This is a genomic window from Mycobacterium adipatum (assembly GCF_001644575.1).
Classification (GTDB): domain Bacteria; phylum Actinomycetota; class Actinomycetes; order Mycobacteriales; family Mycobacteriaceae; genus Mycobacterium; species Mycobacterium adipatum.
Genome location: NZ_CP015596.1, coordinates 3,891,828 through 3,912,903, shown reverse-complemented (window position 1 = coordinate 3,912,903; position 21,076 = coordinate 3,891,828). Strand labels below are relative to the sequence as shown.

The 21,076-nt window shown below is 68.0% G+C and carries 25 protein-coding genes; 14 read left to right on the top strand and 11 right to left on the bottom strand.

The window, feature by feature from the left end; genetic code table 11:
• The first annotated feature begins 9 nt into the window (after positions 1–9).
• The 4 genes from hemE (at position 10) to A7U43_RS18520 (ending at position 5,480) form a co-directional block, all read left to right on the top strand.
• Complete coding sequence (gene hemE, locus A7U43_RS18535) at positions 10–1,059, top strand: uroporphyrinogen decarboxylase (protein WP_067998246.1); 1,050 nt, start codon at positions 10–12, stop codon at positions 1,057–1,059.
• Positions 1,056–2,411 carry a protoporphyrinogen oxidase gene (locus A7U43_RS18530; protein ID WP_067998244.1) on the top strand — a complete coding sequence of 452 codons (1,356 nt, stop codon included), beginning with the start codon at positions 1,056–1,058 and terminating at the stop codon, positions 2,409–2,411. Before hemE ends, A7U43_RS18530 begins: the two co-directional genes overlap by 4 nt.
• 4 nt (positions 2,412–2,415) lie before the next feature.
• Positions 2,416–3,108, top strand: coding sequence for a hydrogen peroxide-dependent heme synthase (gene hemQ, locus A7U43_RS18525; RefSeq protein ID WP_067998242.1), 693 nt, complete (start codon positions 2,416–2,418; stop codon positions 3,106–3,108).
• Positions 3,109–3,206: 98 nt separating this feature from the next.
• Positions 3,207–5,480: a putative bifunctional diguanylate cyclase/phosphodiesterase gene (locus A7U43_RS18520; protein ID WP_156525958.1), complete on the top strand. Its 2,274-nt coding sequence runs from the start codon at positions 3,207–3,209 to the stop codon at positions 5,478–5,480.
• On the opposite strand, the gene msrB is transcribed toward A7U43_RS18520, so the two are convergent.
• From msrB to A7U43_RS18500, 4 genes are read right to left on the bottom strand one after another with little or no spacing between them, the layout of a single operon-like run.
• Entirely contained in the window at positions 5,428–5,856 is a 429-nt protein-coding gene (gene msrB / locus A7U43_RS18515) for a peptide-methionine (R)-S-oxide reductase MsrB (protein WP_067998238.1), read from the bottom strand. The genes A7U43_RS18520 and msrB overlap by 53 nt on opposite strands.
• Positions 5,853–7,133, bottom strand: coding sequence for an arabinofuranan 3-O-arabinosyltransferase (aftC, locus tag A7U43_RS18510; protein ID WP_067998236.1), 1,281 nt, complete (start codon positions 7,131–7,133; stop codon positions 5,853–5,855). Before aftC ends, msrB begins: the two co-directional genes overlap by 4 nt.
• Positions 7,134–7,159: 26 nt before the next feature.
• Positions 7,160–8,719: an alpha/beta hydrolase gene (locus A7U43_RS18505; protein ID WP_068003107.1), complete on the bottom strand. Its 1,560-nt coding sequence runs from the start codon at positions 8,717–8,719 to the stop codon at positions 7,160–7,162.
• A gap of 31 nt (positions 8,720–8,750) precedes the next feature.
• Positions 8,751–9,521, bottom strand: coding sequence for a pyrimidine reductase family protein (locus A7U43_RS18500; protein WP_067998234.1), 771 nt, complete (start codon positions 9,519–9,521; stop codon positions 8,751–8,753).
• Between the two features lie 35 nt (positions 9,522–9,556).
• On the opposite strand from A7U43_RS18500, the gene zapE reads away from it, so the two are divergent.
• Positions 9,557–10,597 carry a cell division protein ZapE gene (gene zapE, locus A7U43_RS18495; protein ID WP_067998232.1) on the top strand — a complete coding sequence of 347 codons (1,041 nt, stop codon included), beginning with the start codon at positions 9,557–9,559 and terminating at the stop codon, positions 10,595–10,597.
• 4 nt (positions 10,598–10,601) lie between these two features.
• Here the strand turns inward: zapE and A7U43_RS30365 are convergent, their stop codons facing one another.
• Genes A7U43_RS30365 through A7U43_RS18465 form a run of 6 tightly spaced genes read right to left on the bottom strand, consistent with a single transcriptional unit; the run spans position 10,602 to position 14,054 of the window.
• Positions 10,602–11,126 carry a GNAT family N-acetyltransferase gene (locus A7U43_RS30365; RefSeq protein WP_068003104.1) on the bottom strand — a complete coding sequence of 175 codons (525 nt, stop codon included), beginning with the start codon at positions 11,124–11,126 and terminating at the stop codon, positions 10,602–10,604.
• Positions 11,126–11,668 (bottom strand): hypothetical protein, encoded by a 543-nt coding sequence (locus A7U43_RS30360; protein ID WP_067998230.1) that lies wholly within the window; start codon positions 11,666–11,668, stop codon positions 11,126–11,128. Before A7U43_RS30360 ends, A7U43_RS30365 begins: the two co-directional genes overlap by 1 nt.
• 48 nt (positions 11,669–11,716) lie before the next feature.
• A complete protein-coding gene (locus A7U43_RS18480) occupies positions 11,717–12,142 on the bottom strand; it encodes a PPOX class F420-dependent oxidoreductase (protein ID WP_067998228.1) in 426 nt (141 codons plus the stop codon).
• Between the two features lie 8 nt (positions 12,143–12,150).
• Positions 12,151–12,861, bottom strand: coding sequence for a Clp protease N-terminal domain-containing protein (locus tag A7U43_RS18475; RefSeq protein WP_067998226.1), 711 nt, complete (start codon positions 12,859–12,861; stop codon positions 12,151–12,153).
• A gap of 48 nt (positions 12,862–12,909) precedes the next feature.
• Positions 12,910–13,386 (bottom strand): SRPBCC family protein, encoded by a 477-nt coding sequence (locus A7U43_RS18470; protein ID WP_067998225.1) that lies wholly within the window; start codon positions 13,384–13,386, stop codon positions 12,910–12,912.
• Positions 13,383–14,054, bottom strand: coding sequence for a class I SAM-dependent DNA methyltransferase (locus A7U43_RS18465; protein WP_067998221.1), 672 nt, complete (start codon positions 14,052–14,054; stop codon positions 13,383–13,385). The genes A7U43_RS18470 and A7U43_RS18465 overlap by 4 nt, the downstream gene beginning before the upstream one ends.
• Before the next feature lie 25 nt (positions 14,055–14,079).
• On the opposite strand from A7U43_RS18465, the gene A7U43_RS18460 reads away from it, so the two are divergent.
• From A7U43_RS18460 to A7U43_RS18420, 9 genes are all read left to right on the top strand, one after another.
• A complete protein-coding gene (locus A7U43_RS18460; protein WP_067998216.1) occupies positions 14,080–14,265 on the top strand; it encodes a hypothetical protein in 186 nt (61 codons plus the stop codon).
• A gap of 222 nt (positions 14,266–14,487) precedes the next feature.
• Complete coding sequence (locus A7U43_RS18455; protein WP_068003100.1) at positions 14,488–15,540, top strand: 3-deoxy-7-phosphoheptulonate synthase; 1,053 nt, start codon at positions 14,488–14,490, stop codon at positions 15,538–15,540.
• A 36-nt stretch (positions 15,541–15,576) separates the two neighbouring features.
• A complete protein-coding gene (locus A7U43_RS18450) occupies positions 15,577–16,500 on the top strand; it encodes an AEC family transporter (RefSeq protein WP_067998214.1) in 924 nt (307 codons plus the stop codon).
• Between the two features lie 37 nt (positions 16,501–16,537).
• Entirely contained in the window at positions 16,538–16,969 is a 432-nt protein-coding gene (locus A7U43_RS18445) for a type II toxin-antitoxin system Rv0910 family toxin (protein ID WP_067998212.1), read from the top strand.
• A 19-nt stretch (positions 16,970–16,988) separates the two neighbouring features.
• Complete coding sequence (locus A7U43_RS18440; RefSeq protein WP_082902203.1) at positions 16,989–17,888, top strand: extracellular catalytic domain type 1 short-chain-length polyhydroxyalkanoate depolymerase; 900 nt, start codon at positions 16,989–16,991, stop codon at positions 17,886–17,888.
• A gap of 49 nt (positions 17,889–17,937) precedes the next feature.
• Complete coding sequence (locus tag A7U43_RS18435; RefSeq protein ID WP_067998209.1) at positions 17,938–18,246, top strand: hypothetical protein; 309 nt, start codon at positions 17,938–17,940, stop codon at positions 18,244–18,246.
• A gap of 18 nt (positions 18,247–18,264) precedes the next feature.
• Complete coding sequence (locus tag A7U43_RS18430) at positions 18,265–18,999, top strand: Rv2253/PknI dimerization domain-containing protein (protein ID WP_067998207.1); 735 nt, start codon at positions 18,265–18,267, stop codon at positions 18,997–18,999.
• 71 nt (positions 19,000–19,070) lie between these two features.
• Positions 19,071–19,829, top strand: a complete 759-nt coding sequence (locus A7U43_RS18425; protein WP_067998205.1) for an SPW repeat domain-containing protein — start codon at positions 19,071–19,073, stop codon at positions 19,827–19,829.
• Between the two features lie 106 nt (positions 19,830–19,935).
• On the top strand, positions 19,936–20,382 hold the full coding sequence (locus A7U43_RS18420) for an LppA family lipoprotein (protein WP_067998202.1): 447 nt from the start codon (positions 19,936–19,938) through the stop codon (positions 20,380–20,382).
• A 12-nt stretch (positions 20,383–20,394) separates the two neighbouring features.
• Here A7U43_RS18420 and A7U43_RS18415 read toward each other — a convergent pair whose 3' ends face one another.
• Positions 20,395–20,985, bottom strand: a complete 591-nt coding sequence (locus A7U43_RS18415; protein ID WP_231963350.1) for a hypothetical protein — start codon at positions 20,983–20,985, stop codon at positions 20,395–20,397.
• Positions 20,986–21,076 lie beyond the last annotated feature (91 nt).

Genomic DNA, 21,076 nt, shown 5'->3' with positions numbered 1-21,076 from the left:
TAGGGCTCGATGAACACCCGTCGTGACCTGCCTGAGTCGCCCTTTCTCGCCGCCGCCACCGGCCGCACCCCGAGCCGCACCCCGGTGTGGTTCATGCGTCAGGCCGGGCGGTCGCTGCCCGAGTACCGGGCCCTGCGTGCCAACCACAAGATGCTCGATGCCTGCTTCGACGCGGAACTGGTCTGCGAGATCACCCTCCAACCGGTGCGCAGGCACGGCGTGGACGCCGCCATCCTGTTCTCCGACATCGTGGTGCCCTTGAAGGCGGCCGGGGTGGCGCTGGACATCGTGCCGGACGTCGGGCCCGTCATCGAGCACCCGATCCGGTCCCGGGCCGATGTCGACACCCTCAGACCGCTGGAGCGCTCTGCGGTCGCACCGGTGAGCGACGCGGTGTCGCTGCTGGTGGCGGCCCTGGGTGAGGTACCGCTGATCGGGTTCGCCGGTGCACCGTTCACGCTGGCGTCCTACCTGGTGGAAGGCGGTCCGAGCCGCAACCACGAGAAGACCAAGGCGATGATGTTCGCCGAGCCCGACACCTGGCATGCGCTGATGACCTCGCTGACCGATCTGACGATCGAGTTCCTGGCGGCCCAACTCGACGCCGGCGTCGACGCCATCCAACTGTTCGATTCGTGGGCCGGGACGCTGTCGCTGGCCGACTACCGCAGTCATGTGTTGCCGCACAGCTCACGGATCTTCGCGACGCTGGCGGCGCGCGGTGTGCCGATGACGCACTTCGGTGTCGGCACCGCCGAACTGCTCGGTGCGATGGGCGAGGCCGGGGCCACTGTGGTGGGGGTGGACTGGCGGACCTCGCTGGAAGCCGCGGCCGGGCGGGTCCGGCCCGGTACGGCGTTGCAGGGCAACCTTGATCCGGTGGTCCTGCTGGCCGGCTGGCCGGTGGTACAGCGCGCCGCGCGGGCAGTCGTGCAGGACGGCCGCGCGGCCATCGCCGCGGGCGCGTCCGGGCACATCTTCAACCTGGGTCACGGTGTACTCCCGAGCACCGACCCGGCGGTGGTGACCGAGCTCGTCGAACTGGTGCATTCATTGTGAAGTCCACGTACTGCGTTGTCGGCGGAGGCATCTCGGGCCTCACCGCGGCCTATCGGCTGCGCGTCGCGGCGGGGCCGGACGCGTCGATCACGTTGTTCGACCCGGCCGACCGGCTCGGCGGCGTGCTGCGCACCGAACAGGTGGGCGGGATGGCGATGGATGTCGGCGCCGAGGCGTTCATCACCCGCCGCCCCGAGGTCACCGCGCTGCTGGCCGAGCTCGGATTGTCCGGCAGGCAGGTGGCCAGTGTCGGCGCCCGGCCGCTGATCTACAGCCAGGGCGCGCTGCATCCGCTGCCGGCCGGCACCTTGCAGGGCATCCCGGCACAGGCCGAATCGGTGGCCGGACTCGTCGACGCCGCCACAGTGGCCCAGATCGCCGACGAACCCCGCCGCTCGTTCTCCTGGCGCCCGGCCGCCGATGCGTCGGTGGGCGACCTGGTCGGTGACCGGTTCGGCGCGCAGGTCGTCACCCGCTCGGTGGAACCGCTGCTCACCGGCGTGTACGCCGGTTCGGCGGCGACCATCGGGGTGCGCTCGGCGCTGCCGGCACTGGCCGCCGCCCTCGATCGTGGCGCCCGCAACCTGACCGAGGCCGTCCGCAACGCGCTGCCCGCCCCCCGGCCCGGCCCGGTGTTCGGGGCGCTGGACGGCGGCTACCGGGTGCTGGTCGAGGAACTCGCCCGGCGCGCCGACCTGCGCTGGGCGCAGGTCGGGATCGACCGCCTCGAGCGCTGCGGGCAGGGCTGGGAGCTCGTCGACGACGAGGGCGGGCACTGGCCGGCCGACGCCGTGGTGCTCGCGGTGCCCGCGCCGCGGCTGGCCCGCCTGGTCGAGCCCATCGCCGCGGCCAGCGCTGCCGCCGCCCGCCGCATCGGGGTCGCCTCGACCGCGCTGGTGGCGTTGGCGTTGCCCGGTGGCACCCCGCTGCCCGATCAGTCCGGAGTACTCGTCGCCACCGGAGAACGGTTGCACACCAAGGCCATCACGCTGACGTCGCGCAAATGGGGCCGCCACGGCAACGTGGAGCTGGTGCGGCTGTCCTACGGCAGGTTCGGGGACAACGTGGCCGGCAGCGTCGGCGACGACGAATTGCTGAACTGGGCGCTGGAGGATCTGCAGAACGTGTTCTCCGTCGCCGCGGACCCGGTGGACCACCGGGTGCAGCGCTGGATCGACGCGATGCCCCAGTACGGCCCCGGGCACGTCGATCTGGTGGCCGAGTTGCGTGCCGGACTGCCGCCGACGCTGGCGGTCGCCGGCGGTTATCTGGATGGCATCGGGGTGCCCGCATGTGTGGGATCGGCGACCAGGGCGGCCGCGAAACTGGTGACCTCCGGCGTGGCACGATAGGTCCATGGCCAAGCTCGATTACGACACGCTCAACTCGATGACCCGGTACATGATGATCTCGGTCTTCGCCGTTCAACCCGAGGCGCTCGACGAGGACCGGTCTGCCGTGATCGACGAGACCGCGACGTTCCTCAAACAGCAGGAGGACAACGGCGTCGTGGTCCGCGGCCTGTACGACGTCACGGGGTTCCGTGCCGACGCCGACTACATGATCTGGACGCACGCCGAGCGGGTGGAAGACCTGCAGGCCACCTACTCGGCCTTCCGCCGCACGACGCTGGGTCTGGCCAGTGAGCCGGTGTGGAGCGTGGTCGCGCTGCACCGTCCCGCCGAGTTCAACAAGAGCCACGTCCCGGCCTTCATCGCCGGCGAGGACCCGGGCGACTACGTCTGCGTCTACCCGTTCGTACGCTCGCTGGACTGGTATCTGCTGCCCGAGGACGAGCGGCGCAAGATGCTCGTCGATCACGGTATGGCGGGCCGCGAGTACCCGGATGTGCGCGCCAACACCGTGCCGGCGTTCGCGCTCGGCGACTACGAGTGGATCCTGGCCTTCGAGGGCCCCGATCTGGGCCGCATCGTCGAGCTGATGTGGAAGCTGCGCTACACCGAGGCGCGCAGGCACGTCCGCGAGGAGACCCCGTTCTTCACCGGGCCGCGAGTCGCGGTCGAGCAGCTGCTCGCGAAGCTTCCGTAAATTTGTCATCCCAGTTCGGACCTGGGATATCGGAATTTTGCTAGCGTTCTGGAATGCCGATGGTCGGCCGTGTCGGGGCAGTGGCTACGGTTGCTACCTTGGCTTTCTGCGTCTGGCTGCTGGGCGGGTGGGGTTCGGAGGACTTCCGAATCGCGTTCGAGGACAACGTGTTCGTGGTCCTATCGCTGTTCGCCACCGGTTGTGCCGCGCATACCGCGTTTCGCTGCCGCGGTAGGCAGCGCATCTCGGCGGCGTTCATCGCGATCGGGCTGGCCGGGTGGACCGTGGGTTCGGTGCTGTGGGCCTACTACGAATGGTTTTTGAAGGTCTCACCGTTCCCGTCGGCGGCCGACATCGCGTATCTGATGTTGCCGTTGTCGATCTGCATCGGGCTTCTCATCGCGCCGGTCGGCGCCTCGGGCTACACGTACACGCGGTTGACTCTGGACGGTTTCATCGTGACGGCCGCGTTCTTCCAGATCGGGTGGCTGACGATACTGGGTGGGTTGTTCGAAGCGGGCGGAGCGAGCCGCTTCGCGGTGGGGGTGGCCCTGGCCTACCCGATCGCGGACTTGTTGGCATTGACCGTCGCGATGCTGTTGCTCGGGCGGGCGCCCGCGCCGCACCGAACGCCGCTGACCTTGTTGACCGTCGGTATGGCGCTGATGACCATCGCCGACTCCATCTTCGTCTACATGAACTCGCACAACGATTTCAGGTTGACGGGGTACAGCAGTGTGGGCTGGGCGCTCGGGCTGTTGCTGATCGCGCTCGCGGGGCTGTGTACCGGCGTACCGCAGCAGCGGGTTGCCGGCGAGCGCTCGTTCTCACAGGTGGCCATGTGGCTGCCCTATGTGCCCATCGTGATCGCCATCGGTGCCGCGGTGGCGCGGTTCGGCACGACGCCCGGGATGCCGCCCGCGCTGATCGCCTCGGTGCTGCTGATCATGCTGGTGTTGCTGCGTCAGTTCATCGTGGTGGCCGAGAATCGCAGGCTGCTGGCCGCGGTGGCGGCGCAGGCGATGAGCGATCCGCTGACCGGGCTGGCCAATCGAGCGCTCTTCCAGGACCGGCTGGAGCACGCGTTGGCATTGCACCGCCGCGACAACAGGCAGTCGGTGGCGGTGTTGTCGCTGGACCTCGACGATTTCAAGCTTGTCAACGACGGCCTGGGGCACCCCGCCGGTGATCAACTGCTGGTGCAGGTGGCCGCGCGGACCCTGGCCCGAGCCAGATCCAGCGACACGGTCGCGCGCATCGGGGGCGACGAGTTCGTCGTGCTGATGGAAGGCGATGACGTCGCCTCGCGGGAGGTGGCTCGCGAGGTCCTGCGAGCGTTCGACGAACCTTTTGTCGTCGACGGCCATGATCTGTTGTTGCGGCCCAGCGCCGGGCTGGCGATGGTGTCTGCCGACGACGCGGAGGTGTCACCGGAGTTGCTGCTGAAACAGGCGGATATGGCCATGTATGCGGCGAAGCGTTCGCGGACCCCCGGCGTGCACACCTTCAGCCCTGCCGATGTGTCCGTGGCGGACGCGCCGGAGCGTGACCGCACGGCGTTGGCGTACGACAGCACCGTCGCCTACAAGTTGCTCGGACAGCTGCGCCACGCCATCGACAACCAGGAACTCACGCTGGCCTACCAACCCAAGTTCGCACTGGGTGACGGGTCCATCGTCGGGGTGGAGGCACTGGTGCGCTGGCCGCATCCCGACCGCGGATTGCTGGCCCCTGACCAGTTCCTGCAGTTGGTGCGCGATCACGGGTTGATGCGGCCGATCACCGAGCTCGTGTTCGCCAAGGCGCTCGATCAGATCGCGCAATGGCGGGATCTGGGTCTGCTGGTTCCGGTCGCGGTCAACGTGTTTGCGCCCTCGTTGAGCGATTCCACGCTGCCCGAAACCGTGGGCCGCGCGCTGCGGCGACGGGGTCTGCCGCACGAGTTGCTGACCATCGAGATCACCGAGGATCTGCTGCTGGGCAACACCGAAGGCGCGCGTGAGGTGATCAAGCGGTTACGGCAATCGGGGGTGCGCGTCGCGATCGACGATTTCGGCAGCGGCTATTCGGCACTGTCGTATCTGCGGGAACTGTACGTCGACGAGCTCAAACTGGATCGTGCCTTCGTCACCACCGTGCTGGTGGACAAACGCGCGGCGGCCATCCTGCGTGCCGTCATCGACCTGGCCAACGAACTCGGGCTGACCACGGTGGCCGAGGGGGTGGAGGATCCCGAAACAGCCGCGCTGTTACGCGATTACGGTTGTCAGGTGGCCCAAGGTTACCTGTACACGGCGCCGTTGACGCCGGCGGCCATGCTCAGTCTGTTGCGTTCGAGTCGGCAGGCACCAGACGAAGCGATATCGAGTTGATGCAGTAGCGCTGGTCGGTCGGGGTGGGATAGCCCTCACCCTCGAAGACGTGTCCGAGATGGCTGTGGCAGGTGGCGCAGATCACCTCGACGCGGGTCATGCCCAGCGAATCGTCCCGTTTCAGGATCACCGCGTCGGAGTCGGCTGGGTCGAAGAAAGACGGCCAGCCGCAATGGGATTCGAACTTCTCGGTGCTGCGGAACAATTCGGCGCCGCAGGCCCGGCACTGGTACACCCCGGCGGTCTTGGTGTCGGTGTATTCACCGGTGAAGGGCCGCTCGGTGCCGGCGCGGCGTAACACTGCGAACTCGGCGGGGTTGAGCTTCTCGCGCCACTGGTCGTCGGTCAGCTCAAGCTTGGGGCCGGGGGTTGTCATGATTTCACGCTAGCGCGCCGATGCTCATCCGTCATCCACGGTGGATCGATCCCCGAATCCAGCCTGCCTTCGGACTTGGCGTCCAGGTAGCGGAAGTACAACACGCAGAACACCACCACCAACAGCAGCGACCAGCCGTAGGTGATCTTCATGTATTCCAGGAAGCGTCCCGTGGTCGGCCAGTGCCCGAGCAGCCAGCGATCCATCGTCATGAACCCGTACACCGCCAGCCAGGCCGGCCAGTTGTGCAGCACCGAGTTGCGCAGCACCACCGTCATCAGGAACGGGAACAGCATCGTCGAGTAGTACCCCTGGCCCAGCGAGAGCACCAGGAACGACGCGGTGAGCAGCACACCTGAGGAGGTCAGCAGCCAGAACAGCTGATCGCGTTCGCGGTAGTACTTGTAGAGCAGGTACAGGCTGCCGACCGCCAGCAGCAGGAACAGGATGCGCAGCGCCAGGATCAGCCACATCGGCAGCCCGTAGTAGATGCCGTTGCCCAGGATCGAGGAGTTGAAGTAGTCGCGGGTTTCCAGGATGTACGGGGCGGTGCGGTGCACGAAGTTCATCGGATCCGACACCAGCGGCCAGGCCGCGGCATTGAACACCAGCGGCACCCCGAAAGCGGTGATCAGCGTGTAGAACTGGCGATTGAGCACCGGCAGCAGCAGCAGCGGTGCCAGCGAGGGTTTGACCACCAGCGTCAACCCGATCGCGGCACCGGCCAACAGTTCTGCGCGTACCCCGCCCTTGAGCAGGAACCGGAAGAACAGCACCGCGCCCAGCAGCATGCAGCCGTTGATGTTGGTGAACACCAAAGTGTTGGTGACGGATTCGGTGCAGAACATGGCGAGCAGTAGTGCCGGTGCCGCGACCGAGCTCAGCGTGTAGTTGAACATCCGCAGCAACAGGTATGCCGCGATGAGGAAGGCGATGACGTTGAAGGTGATGTACCAGTAGCGCGCCGCGTCGACCGGTAGGTACCCGAACGGCGCCAGCAGCAGAGTGCCGCCGGGTGGGTACAGGTAGTGCGGGTCGACGTGGTTGAAGTTCTCGTTGTAGATGTCCCAGCCCATTTTGAAATTGACCACGGCGCGGTAGACGGGGCCGAAATCGTCGGTGATGTAACCGTTGGTACCGAGCACATAACTGCGGTGGATCACCGACAGGATGGCGATGGGCCACAGGATCGACCGCAGGATCGTTGCGGTGGACGGCGGTGCGGTGCGGGGGCGAAACGCGTTCAGGACGGACTGCTGGAACGACACCTGCGCAATTTACACCGGGCCGTCTGTCGGTCCACTCAGGCAGGGCAGAACGTGTCGGTCTCGGGCAGCTTGCCGCTCTGCAGGTAGCCGATCACCGGGGGAAGCGCGCACGCGGTGTAGATGCTGGCGCCGTGTCCGATGCCCTGCCAGATGACCCGCTTGCTGTTGGCGCCGGCGTTGATGATGGTCGCGGCCACCGCGGCGACCCCTTCGTTGCCGACGATCGGATCGTTCTGGACACCGAGCAGCATCACCGGGATCTTGAGGTCCTTGGGGTCCTGCGGCGCGGTGCCGCTGGGCCAGCTCAGGCAGTTGACCATCCGCAGCGCGCCCACGGTGCCGAACTGCGGGTACAGCCGGTCCCATGCGACGACGAGTTCGCGGACCCGGTCCGGGGTCGGCCGGTTGAGGGCGTCGCTGCAACTGTTGACGAACTGACCGTCGGTCTGCCGGACGGTCTCGGCCTGGGTGATGAGGTTGGCCATCGCGTTGGTGTCGCCGGCGCGCGCGGAGGCGATGGCCGCGGCGAGGGCATTGGTGGCGCTGACCCGGTCACCGCGCGGGAACGCCAGCGCGGTGCTGATCGCGTCCGCCACCGCGGCCACGGAGGCGCCGCCCGGCCCGTCGCCGTTACGGGCGGCCGTCAGCAGCGCGTCGACCGCACCCTTGGGGTCGGGTCCGAGCGGGCAATTCGTGGCGGCGCACTGCGCGGCGAACGCGTCCAGGGCGGCCTGCTGCCCCTTCACCTTCTGTTCCGTGGCGGCTTCGGCGCCGACGGCCAGCGGCAGCGGGGAGTCCAGCACCAGCCGCGCCACCTTGTCCGGGTGAGAGCCGGTGTAGGCCAAGGCGACCTGCGCGCCGTTGCCGATGCCCATCAGCGCGATCGCCGGGACATCCCAGGTGCTGCGCAGCCGCTCGATGTCCTCGGCGGCGTGGGCGTTGTCATAGGCCGAATCGCCGGGGGCGATGGTGTCGGTGCACGTGGTGGTGGCGGCCTGCACGATGGCGCTCAGCTTGGCCACCGGGTCGTCACCGGGTTCGAACTGGGTCTGGTCGATCATCTCCTGCCGATCGAACAGGTCGCGGCAGTCGATGGCCTCCGACATGCCGGTGCCACGCCGGTCGACGGCGACGATCGGATTCGTCTTGAGGATGTCGGAGCCGGCGCGCGACAGCCACACCGGCAGCTGCGAGGACGACGGCAGGTCGGTGCCGGTGGTCATCACCACCGGCCCGGCGTCGGCGGGGGTGTCGACGGAGGTGGCCCGCACCACGCCGATGTTGATCGAGCCGTTGGCGCCCTTGATCGGGTCGAGGTCGGCGTCATAGCTGGCGCAGTCCAGCGTGATGCCGGGCAGCGCGGGCACCGCGGCGTCGCTGAACACCCGGGAGGTGCAGTCGGACCAGGACAGATCGTTCTTCGGCGCCTCGATGGCGGGCGGCCCGTCGGCCTGCGCGGTGGTGGTCGGCGCGCCCTGCGGGCCGGCACCGTCATCGGTGGCGTAGCGCGGGTTGGCGGCCAGCAGTGGGGCACACGAGGTCAGCAGCACCGCGACCGACGACAGCGCGATCGTCGGCAGAATCCCCACACGCATGCCGACCACAGTAGCGATCGCCGGCTCCCGATCAGTCGCGGCTGTAGCGCGTGTAGAGATAGCCCTCGTCATCGCCGAGCACATGACGGCGCCGCAGCCGGGTGATCAGCTCCCGGTGCGCGTCGGCGATCCGTTTCGACCCGCCGCCGACGACCGTCGGTGCGATCGTGAGGCACAGCTCGTCGAGCAGGCCGTCGGCGATGAACGTGCCGAGCAGGCTGGGCCCGCCCTCGGTGAGCACCCGGGGCAGACCCAGGGTGCTCAGGGTGCGCAGGACCGCGCCGAGATCGACGTCGGCGGCGTCGGCGCCCGAGCAGTCGTACACCTGTGCCAGGCCGGCGAACCGGGCGCGCGCGTCGGTGGCGGTGTCATGGGCGGTCAGTACCAGCGGCGGCACCGAGGTCTGGGTGAACACCGGCAGGTCGTGGTCGAGGTCGGCGGAGCGGGTGACGATGGCGATCGGTGGCACCTCCTGCTGTCCGCGCGCGCACCGGCGCTGCCGTTCGGGGACTCCGAGCTGGACGCCGGAGTAGGACTCGACGCGCACGGTGCCCGCGCCGACCACCACCACATCGGCCAGCTCGCGCATCAGCCGGAACACCGCCCGGTCCCCGGCCCCGCCCAGTGCACCCGAGCGTCCCTCGGCGGTGGCGGCACCGTCGAGGCTGCTGATGAAGTTGGCCCGCACCCAGCACGAGCTCACGCTCTCCGGGTAGGCGTAGTACTGCTCCAACCGGCTCTCCTCGACCGTGGAGACCGGTCCGAGAGCTGTGAGATCCGTCCCAGCGGCGCTATCCGACATGGGCAACATTGCAGCACGTCGCTAGGGTGCCTGACATGCAAAGCACGGGCGATGTCGCCGGTCTGGTCGATCGGAGACCCAGCGTCACCCCGGAGCGGCTGGTCGCACAGCTGGTTCCACCGCCGACCTTCGCCGATGTCAGCTTCGACACCTACCGCCCCGATCCGGCCGAGCCGTCGCAGGCCGCCGCCGTCGGGCACTGCCGCAGCTTCTGCGAGCAGGCCAGCGCGCGCCGGGCCGGTAAGAAGAAGCTGTTCGGCAAGCGCGAGGTGCTTCCCGGCGTCGGTATCTACCTCGACGGCGGGTTCGGCGTCGGCAAGACCCACCTGCTGGCCTCCACGTATTACACGTTGTCCGGGGGAGAGGCGCCGACGGCGTTCGCGACGTTCGGTGAGCTGACCCAGCTGGCCGGGGTGTTCGGCTTCACCGAGTGCATCGACCTGCTCGCCGATTACGCGGTGGTGTGCATCGACGAGTTCGAGCTCGACGACCCCGGTAACACCACGCTGATCTCGCGGCTGCTCTCGGCGCTGGTGGAGCGCGGCGTATCGATCGCGGCGACCTCGAACACCCTGCCCGAGCAGCTCGGCGAGGGCCGGTTCGCCGCGCAGGACTTCCTGCGTGAGATCAACGCGCTGTCCGCGATCTTCACCACCATCCGCATCGAGGGCCCCGACTATCGGCACCGTGGGTTGCCCCCGGCCCCGGAACCGCTCACCGACGAGCAGGTGCGCACCGCCGCGGCCATCAAACCCGGTGCCACCCTTGATGACTTCGATGCACTGTGTGCGCATCTGGCCACCATGCACCCGTCGCGCTATCACGCGCTGATCGACGATGTGACCGAGGTGTTCATCACCGGGGTGCACCCGATCGACGATCAGAGTGTGGCGCTGCGGCTGGTGGCCCTGACCGACCGGCTCTACGACGCCGGTATCCCGATCCTGGCCTCGGGCACCAAGCTGGACACCATCTTCAGCGACGAGATGGTGGCCGGCGGGTTCCGCAAGAAGTACCTGCGCGCGACGTCGCGCATGCTGGCTCTCACGGCCGCGGCGCAATCGTCGTCGAGCTGATCGATCAGCTGGTGCGCACCATCACGTAATCGTTCTCGACGGTGTCGCCGAGGCGGAAGGTCTTGGTGCCGCTGACCCGGAAACCGGCTTTGGCGTAGAACCGTTGTGCCCGTACGTTTTTCTGGTTGACGCCCAACCAGACACAGGCGGCGTCGGCACTGCGCCGCAGGGATTCCGCCATCAGCGCGGCGGAGACACCCGCGCCGTGCACGTCCGCCAGCGTGTACATCTTGGACAGTTCGACCGCCGGTCGCAGCGGCACCGCCTGCGCCACGTCGGTGTCCTCGGGAACTCCGCGAATCAGCATGGCGTAGCCCAGAATTCGGGTGTCATCGCGGGCGATCAACAGCAACCGGTCTGGATCGCTGAGATAACCGGCGAACGCCGTCTCGGACAGGTTCGCCGCGATGAAGGCGTTGACGTTGTCCTCGGTGGCCCCGGGCGGGCAGGCCAACGGGAAGGTGCGGGCCGCGACGGTGGCGAGTTCGGTCAGGTCGGCCGGGGTGGGTACCTCGATGCGCACGTCGATCAGGGCAGCGGAGCGCCCGGCTGCCAGATGTTCCACTGCGCCAGGTGGGTTCCGGTCTGCGGGTTGATCATCACCACATTGGTCACCAACGCGCGGTAGACGTCCCAGTACACCCCGCCGTTGACAGTGGCGCCGGGTGGCGCGTTGAGCAGCGCCACCTCCAACGCGTCCGGGGCGTCGGTGTGCTTGGCGGCGTAGGCGTCGGCGTACGGCGTGACACCGTTGAACGTGGTGGCGATGGACAGTTTGTAGGGGTTGGGTGCGGAGATGACGTGCACGGTGACACCGGCGCGCCACGGGCCGCCCTGCGCGCGCCAGCGCGGGGAGCCGTTCCAGCCCCATCCGGGCGGCACCGGCACGGCCAGCACATCGTGCACCGTCACGTCGGCGACGAAGTCGTCGAACTGCACGCGCAACGTCTCACCCAGGTTGCCGATCGGGGTGACAGCCGCCGCGGCCGGCGGCGCGATGCCGACCGCCACCGCGGCCGTCAGGCTTGTCAGGAGTACCGCGAACCAGGTGCGGACCTTTGCCAATCGCATGCTTGGCATCTTGGCACATGCCCGGCGGACGCTCGGTGCTTCGCCGGTTTAGCCGACCCAGGGGCCCTGGCCGCCGACCGATTCGACGCGGATGCGGGTCAGGAAACCGGCGGGTGCGTCGGCCGGCGGGAAGTGCTCGTCGGACCCGAGCAGTGCGGTGGCCAGCTTCTTGAGCAGGTCGGGCGCACCCCCCTCGACGATGCGCGCGGTGCCGGTCACCGACAGATATTGGCGCTGTTGACCGGGCTGGCGGGGCGCCAGGATGGTCGCGGTGACCCGTGGATCCCGCCGGATGTTGCGCACCTTCTGGTACTTGTCCGACAGGTGCGCGGCGACCAGTTCGTCACCGTCGGGGGTGGACTCCCACGCGACCCAGACCAGCGAGGCCTGCGGGCTGCCGTCGGCGTTGATGGTGACCAGGGTGGTGTCGACCCCGTCGCCGATGAGTTCGCGCGCTGCCGCGTTGAGTTCCATGCGCTGTTCTACAGCGACGGGTCCGCTTTCATTCCCGTGAGGGAGGCGAGCAGTTCGACGAGCTTGGCGGTCGTGCGGTCCTTCTCGACGCCCAGGCGGTGCAGCGGCCCGTCGCCGTCCTCGGACTCCAGCAGTGCCAGCAGCAGGTGTTCGGTGCCGACATAGTTGTGGCCCAGGCGAAGTGCCTCGCGGAACGTCAGTTCGAGGACCTTCTTCGCCGGGCCGTTGAACGGGACGAGGTCCAGTGTCTGGCCGGTCGCGGGCGGCAGCGTGATCGCGGCGCGGATCTGGTCGGGCGCGACGCCCTGGGTCGCCAGGATGGCGACCGCCAGGGATTCGGGGTCGCCGATCAGGCCGAGGGTCAGGTGTTCGGGCCCGATCTCGATGTTCTCGGCGTCGCGTGCCGCGCGCTGGGCGCTGACGACGGCGGTACGGGCCCGCGGGGTGAAGCGGGCGAATCCCTCGTTGGGATCGACGGTGTCGCCCTTGGGAACGAACCGTTTCTGGGCGGCTTGTTTGGTGACACCCATGCTGGCCCCGATCTCGGTCCAGGATGCGCCCGAGCGGCGGGCCTGGTCGACGAAGTGGCCGACCAGGTGATCGGCCACTTCGCCGAGATGTTCGGCGGCCAGGACGGCGTCGGTGAGTTGTTCCAGGGCGTCGCTGTGGACGGCTTTGATGGCGCGGATCAGATCGTCGAGGCTGACGGATGTGGTCATGCGTCAACCGTAGGTTGACCGCACGGTTCCGTCAACCGTGAGTTGACGTCAGGGTTTCGGGTAGCCGCGCCGGACCGTGCGGTCCAGGATGCCCAGCGTGGCGCGCAACGCGCTCTCCGGGATTACCGGGAAGATGCCGGCCTCGCGCCAGGTGTCGGTGATGGTCGACCAGTCGTAGAACGAGGTGACCAGTGTGCCGTCGCCGGTCGGTTCCAGCCGGTAGCCGTACACATGCCCGATCTGCGGTTTGATCTGGCCCAGGATGGTCCACGCGATCAGCCGGTCCTGGACGTATTCGGTGATGTCGACCGTCACGTCGTAGCGTCCCATCGGAAAGTCGTTGAGCGCTTCGCGATCCATGTGCACCACGAACCGGTCGCCGACCCGTCGGGCCGGGTCGCCGGTGGCATCCTGCAGCATCCCGGAGGCGTCGATGGCGACATGTCCCTGCGGATCGGTCAACACCGCGAAGATGTCGGCGGCGGGCGCGGCGATGGTGCGCTGCACTTCGATGCGGTCGGTCATGGTGTGTGCTCCTCGCCGGCGGATGCGGGTTTGCGGGCGATCAGATAGCCCTGCGGTGTCGATTCAACACCGTCGCCCTCGGGTGCGCGGACAAGTCGGGCGTGTACCGGCAGGCCGGCCTCGCCCAGTAGCCGCGCGACGGTGTCCGGGTGGCGGCGGTGAAAGAGCAGGTCGACGGGTTCGCCGAACGCCTCGGTGAGGTGGCGGGGACGGTCGCCGACCTGGAAGGCGAGCAGGGCCACCCCGCCGGGGGTGAGCACCCGATGGAACTCGGCGAACACCGTGGGCAGGTGCTCGTCCGGGATGTGGATCACCGAATACCACGCGCACACGCCGCCGACGGAGGCATCGGGCAGCTCGAGATCGGTCATCGACCCCACCGTGAACTCGATATCCGGATGGAGTCGGCGGGCGTGGGCAATCATGTTGGGCGACAGATCGATTCCGGATACCTGCGCGCCGTTGTCGCGCAGGATGGCGGTGGCCACCCCGGTGCCGCAGCCGACGTCGATGACCCGCTGGTTCGACGGCACCATATCGGTGAAGGCCTTCAGCATGGCGAGGTCGACAGGTTTACCGTCCAGGTGCCGCTGGAACGCGGCGACGTATCCCGCTGCGGTGCGGTCGTAGCCGTCGCGGGTGCGGTCAAGGAAAGGGGTTTCGGCCATCGCCGCCGAGGTTACTGTCGACGGTATGCGTATCGCCGTGTTGATCATCGGAATCGTCGTCGCCCTGTTCGGGACGCTGTTCGCATTCCAGGGGTTCGGGGTGGTCGGTGGCAGCCCGATGAGCGGTACCACCACGTGGTCGGTGCTCGGCCCGATCATCGCGCTGATCGGGGTCGGCATCGCGGGCTACGCCTGGCGTCTCAAGCCCTGACTTTTGACCTTCGCCGGCCGCGGTGTAGCCTGGCCGACGTGAACATCCGCGTGTGCGCCGGCTATTGGCGCTTTATCGAGGCTCCGGGCGGAGCCGATAAAGCGCAGCACTAAGCGACGCATCCACCCGGAGCCCAGGCAGTGACCCCATAAGGGGCGCTGCCTTTCGTCATTCAAGGGCGCCGGGATGTCACTGCGGTGCCCATACCAGAAAGGCACCACCGTGAACCTGGCGCAGACCGCCACCGCACCCGCGACCTCGGACCGGCGGATACGCAGCTTCAGCGAGATCCCCAGCCCGCACGATGTGCTCTCCGAGTTCCCGTTGGGCGCCCGCCGTGCCGAACGTGTCGCACGTGATCGCGATGAGATCGCCGACATCCTGGCCGGCCGGGACGATCGGCTGCTCGTGGTGGTGGGTCCGTGCTCGGTGCACGACCCCGAGGCCGCCCTCGACTACGCCAGCCGGCTGGTCAAGGTCGCCGACGAACTCGGTGACCGGCTGAAGATCGTGATGCGGGTCTACTTCGAGAAGCCGCGCACCACGATCGGCTGGAAGGGCCTGATCAACGACCCCGGCATGGACAACACCTTCGATGTGACCCGTGGCCTGCGCACGGCGCGGCAACTGCTGCTCGACATCATCGATATCGGTCTGCCGGTGGGGTGTGAGTTCCTCGAACCCACCAGCCCGCAGTACATCGCCGACGCGGTCGCCTGGGGCGCCATCGGCGCCCGCACCACCGAGTCCCAGGTGCACCGCCAGTTGGCGTCGGGACTGTCGATGCCGGTCGGATTCAAGAACGGCACCGACGGCAACATCCAGGTCGCGGTCGACGGCGTGAAAGCCGCTGCCGCCCAGCACGTCTTCTTCGGTATGGACGATATGGGCCGCGGCGCCCTGGTGAACACCGAAGGCAACGAGGACTGCCATGTCATCCTGCGCGGCGGCACCGCCGGACCCAACTACGACGCCGAGTCGGTGCGCGACACGGCGGCCAAGCTGACCGCCGCCGGACTGCCAGGTCGTGTCGTGATCGACTGCAGCCACGCCAATTCCGGTAAGGACCACATCCGGCAGGCCGGGGTGGCCGCCGAGGTGGCTCAACTGGTGCGCGACGGTGCTCCGGTCAGCGGCGTGATGTTGGAGAGCTTCCTGGTCGCCGGTGCCCAGGCGCCGGAGGCGCGTCCGCTGGCCTATGGTCAGTCGGTCACCGACAAGTGCATGGACTGGGGTGCAACCGATCTGGTGTTGCGGGAGCTGGCCGCGCGCTGACACACGGTAGGCTACGACCAGCGGAAGGGGTGTGCGGTGCTGGCGGTGTTGGAAGCCTTCGCCGTCATCGCCGTCATCATCGCCGTCGGTGCGTTGGTCGGGCGCAGCAACGTCCTGGGCGACAACGCGCGGATGGTGCTCAACCGGGTCGCGTTCCACATCGGAGTCCCCGCCCTGGTGCTGTTGTCACTGGCGGATTCGACTCCGTCCCAGGTCTTTTCGCTGACGCTGCTGGTCTCGGCGCTCACCACGCTGATCGTGTTCATCGTCTACTTCGGCATCGCGGTGACGGTGCGGCGCCGCGACCGGGCCGACGCCACCATCGGTGCATGGGCGGCGTCCTGGGTGAATGCCGGCAACCTCGGCATCCCGCTGAGTGCCTATGTACTGGGCAGCATCACCGAGGCATCGGCGCTGATCGTGTTCCAGACCGTCGTGCTGGTGCCGCTCGGTGTCGCGGTGCTCAACTCCGCGGGCCGCGACGGCGGGTCGGTGGCCGCCCAGATCAAGGGCCTGGTGACCAACCCGATCATCGTGGCCAGTGCCATCGGGACGGTGCTGGCGCTCACCGATCTGACGCTGCCCCGGGCGATCCACCAGCCGCTGGACCTGCTGGCCGACCTGGCCATCCCCACCGTGCTGCTGGCGTTCGGTATCGCGCTGGTCACCCAGACCGGGGGTAAGGGCAAGGAGAACCGGGTCGATCTCTGGCTGGCCGTGGTGTTCAAGGTCTTCCTGATGCCGGCGCTGGCCTACGTGCTGGCCCGCTGGGCCTTCGGACTCACCCCGGAGCAGACGGCCGTCGCCACGGTGCTGGCCGCCCTGCCCGCCGCGCAGAACCTCAACACCTACGCCGCGGTGTTCGAACGCGGGGAGAAGCTGGCCCGCGACGCCACCCTGATCACCACGCTGGCCTCGGTCCCGGCCATCGCGGGTATCGCCTATCTGCTGGGGCTGTGACGTCGCTCGGCCGCCGGCCCGGTCTAGCATTTCGCGCATGGCAAAGCTCGAACTATCTCGTGACCTGTCGCTGGACCCGCAGACGGCGTGGGATCACGCCTCGAATCTGAACGAGCTGGGGGACTGGCTGGTGATGCACGAGGGCTGGCGCAGCGACCTCCCCGACGAACTGGCGGTGGGCACCACCCTGGTCGGGGTGGCCGGCGCCAAGGGCATGCGTAACCGGGTCACCTGGACGGTGCGTACGTGGGATGCGCCGCGTCTGCTGGAGGTCGTCGGCAAGGGCGTCGGCGGCACCAAGTACGGGCTGAAGCTGAGCGTGAAGCCCACGTCGTCGGGAAGCAGGTTCGCGGTCACCCTCGAGCTGGGTGGCCCGCCGCTGTTCGGGCCGATCGGTTCCGTCGCCGCGCGCACGGTCAAGGGCGATATCGAACGTTCCATCGAGAAGTTCGAGACGCTCTACACCTGACGCCTCTAAGCTCGCGGAGGTGAGGGGGCGATTCACCGCAACGCTGCTGGCGGTCCTGCTGTGCGCGCTGGCGCCGGCGGCCCAGGCGCAGGCGGCGCCGCCCGCCGCCCAGCTCGACTTCGGGGGCCTGCAGCGCACCTACTATCTGCACCTGCCGCCGGGGCCTCCGACGGGTCTGGTGGTCAACATGCACGCCGCCGGGCAGACCGGCCAGCAGCACGCGGCGCTCACCCACTACGACGCGGTGGCCGACGCCCACGGCTACGTCGTGGTGTATCCGGACGGTATCGACTTCAGCTGGGCCGACGGTCGCGGCGCGTCGGTACCGGACCGCACCGGTGTCGACGACGTGGGATTCCTTGCCGCCCTTGTTGATCGGTTGACCGCCGAGTACGCGATCCCGCCGGGTCGGGTGTTCGCGACGGGGCTGTCGGCGGGCGGGTTCATGGCCAACCGGTTGGCCTGCGAGCGCGCGGACATGTTCGCCGCCATCGCCCCGATCGGGGCGACCCTCGGTGATCAGGTCGCGTGCAACCCGGCGCGGCCGGTGTCGGTGCTGACCTCACAGGGCACCGTCGACCCGATCGTGCCGTTTCACGGTGGGCCGATGGTGGGTCGGGGTGGGCCGAGCACCATCTTGGCGGCCTACGCCGTGGTGGACCGCTGGCGCGAACTCAACGACTGCGAGCCCGACCCGGTGATCGCGCCGGTGCCCGGTTCCGGGGACGGGACCAGCGCCGAACGCGTCAGCTACGCCTGCGCGGCGGGCACCGAGGTGGTGTTCCTGCGCGTCGACGGCGGCGGGCACACCTGGCCGGGCGCCCCGGAGATCTTGCCGGCGAATCAGGTGGGGCCGGCCACCCGGGCGTTCGACGCCTCGGAGGTGTCGGCGCAGTTCTTCGACGCGCACGGGCGGTAGTTCGTTTCCCGGTGTATCCGCGGCAGCTGTTCGAACATATGATCGATTAGTGGGTGAGCTGCAGAGCCTCGGGCACGGTGGCCAGCCGGTGCGGGCGGTGTTCCGCCGGGTGGATCCGCCCCGCGCCGTGCTGGTCGATCTGGGTGCCCTGTTTCCCCGGCAGCCGCACTGCCGGTGGGGGCGCTATCACCCGTTCGGGCTGCAGATGCACAAGGTGGTCGAGGGCACGCTGAGCTGCTGGGGTCTGTGTGAGCAGGGCGCGTGGTGGGGTCTGGTCACCTACCCGATCACCTTCGGCGCGTTGGAAAGGCCGGTGACGCACTGGATTCCGGCATGGATGCTGACGGAGAAGATGTGATTGGTTAGTGTCCGGGCTATGACACAGTCGCCGGAGAGCGAGGAGCCGACCGGTTACCTGGCCGACGCCGGCGCGCCCACCGAGCGGGCCGGGGTCGCCAGCGCCGACACCCAGGCTGCGCACGCATGGGCCTTCGACGAGGACCGCGAACCGGAGCCGGAGCCGCGATTCACCCCGGGCCGGATCACCGCGATGGCGGTGGGCGCCGCGGTTCTGGCGATCGCCGTCGCCGCTGGGGTAGCGGTGTGGTTCTTGGGCGGTGACGAGCCCACCGTCGAGCCCGCCGCCCGGCCTGACCTGCTCAACGGCGTGTACCGCGTGCAGTACCACTGGGACCAGGCCACCTATCGCGAGGTGGAGGGCAGCACCAACTGGGGTGCGGGCGCCGCTGACGGGCCGGCCGAGGATTGGCTGACGCTGACCTCGGCCTGCACGGACACCGAATGCATCGCCACCGGCGAGGTGCTGGGCCAGGATAGGGCGCGGCTGCCCGGCGCCCGCATGCTCAAGTTCCAGCTCACCAACGGCAGCTGGCAGGACATCGCTCCGGCGCGGGTGACATCGACCTGCACCTACGGCGACGGATCGGTCGCGGGCCAGTCGTGGACGACCGTGACGCTGGGCTTCACTCCGCGCCCGGACGGCACGTTCACCGGGGAGCTCACCACGGTGGTCGACACCGACGAGTGCGGCGACCAAGGCAACACGGTGGTCACCCCATTGACCGCGGGGCGGGTGGCGGAGGCGCTGTAGTGCCGGACGCGCGGCGAAGTGTGGCCCAAAGACCCTAGATGTCCTAGCGGTATCGGCGTTGATTGCTAGGTATGAACTCGAAATTGTTGATCGGCTGGAGCGCAGTTGTCATCGGTGTGATCGCCGCAGTGTCGGCGTTTGTGGTCAGCTCGACGCTGGCCGGGCGCGGACTCGCATTTGGGTTCGCAGCATTCATCGCCTTCTTCGGCGCGCTGTCGGTGCTCGCCCGTAACCGGACCCCCGATCATTGGGGCTTGGTGGTGGTCGGACTGGCCATGTTCGTCGTCCCGTTCATGAGTAGCGGTTACAACTACGATCCGGGCGCCTCTTGGACGTGCTGGGTGGCCGGGGGTCTTGCCCTCACCCTCGGCGGCGTCGGCTGGACACGCGACAAGGCCGAGTCCCAGGACGGGATGAGCGAGTGGGGTGACAGTCAGCACCTGAGAAACGGCTGGAGTCTGTGGATCGGGCGGTCGGCGCTGGTCGTGGGTTTCGCCAGCATCGTGGCGGGCGTCGCAGTCCATTCGGCACCGGCCGGCACCGCCGTCACCATCGGGCTGGGGGCCATGATCGCCGTCGTGGCCGTGTGGTCGCTGCTGGCGTCGGAGCCGACCCACGATTTCCTGACGCTGTCCACCGTGGGATTCGCAATGTTCCTGTCGCCGTGGGTGGCTGGATATGCGGGAACCAGCATCGCGTGGCCGGCCTGGGTGGCCGGCGCGCTGGCCACGGCGCTCGGCGTGGCGGGCTACCTCAAGGATGAGCGGATGGACTTCGCGACAGCCGTTCGGGATGATTCGGCCGAGCGTTATCGGGCACAGTTCCGTTGACGGGCGGGGCTGTGTGCTGGATAGGCTGAGGTGCCTTGTCGCCGTCGCGTTGTCGGTCGCAGCCTTGAGTGGGTGCGCCACGACAGGCGGAGGCGATCACGGTGCAGTGGCGGCCAGCGATGCGGAGGCGGAGCTGCGCACCAGGCCCTCGTTCGAAGAGGCGCGACAGCAATACCGGGCGGCCATTGAGGGGTGGGCCGCCCAAATCGCCTCGATGTCACCGGAATTGACCTGGCACGTGAAAGAAGACAGCTGGGGCGGGTGTAGCGGTGACTACGTTGACACGGCCGGGGTGCACACCTACGCCTATGTCGTGTTCTCCGCGCCCATCGCGGATGAGATCTGGCCGTCGGCGCTCGATGTGGTGCGCCACGGTGCCGCTCAGTTGGGTGCCGCCAACGTCACCACGCCGGTCGACCGGCCTGGCGACCACCATGTCGTTTTCAGCGGCAACGACGGCGTCACAGTCGAATTCGGCACGAAGGCTGCGGGCGTGCTGTCTGCGACGTCGGATTGCCGGCTGCGCCGGGCGGATATGCCGCCGGGTTCTTGACGCCCTCGGCTGCTAGCTGCTGCAGCGCCGGTTGGGCTCCGGTGGAAGTTCCGCACACATGACATGGATGAATTCTGAGACGGCCTGCGCGTAGGTATGGAGATCGAGTTTTTTACTGCTGTCGACCTTTCCTCCATTCGGATTGTTGAGCCAGGTATCAGGGATTGCCCTGACCACATCCTGTGACGCTGCCCGCGCTCCGTCAGTCCCGAAGATGCCGACGTTGAGGTCTTTGAGGCGGAGGTCGGAGTAGACGTCGAAAAGTTCAAGTGGCGGAATGCAGTTGCAAAAGATCTGTTGCTCCCTCTTGTCAGCCCATTTCTGTGCTGCCGTCAGAAAATCCCCGTACACCGCAGCCCTGTTCTCGCGATCGGCCTGTGCAGTTTGCGCTTCGATCGCGAGCCGGGTCTGTTCCTTCTGCGCGGCGATCGCGTCTCGATTCTGCTCAGCCTGGGAGTTAGTCCCCTGCAAGGCAACGAGCCAGCTCAGTATGCCTCCGAGTAGAACACCAAGCATCGTGGCGGCAACCTCGTTGCTCCGGAGTACTCCAGGTAACCCCATATAGAAGACCCTCCTTTGACGCTGTATCGGCGATCTTGTCATCGAATGGCGATGCCTGCCGGTCAGCCTTTCGTACAGGCCGTCACTTAGTCACCGAATCTAGAACCCGAACGGTGGGGCAGGTCAAACTGTC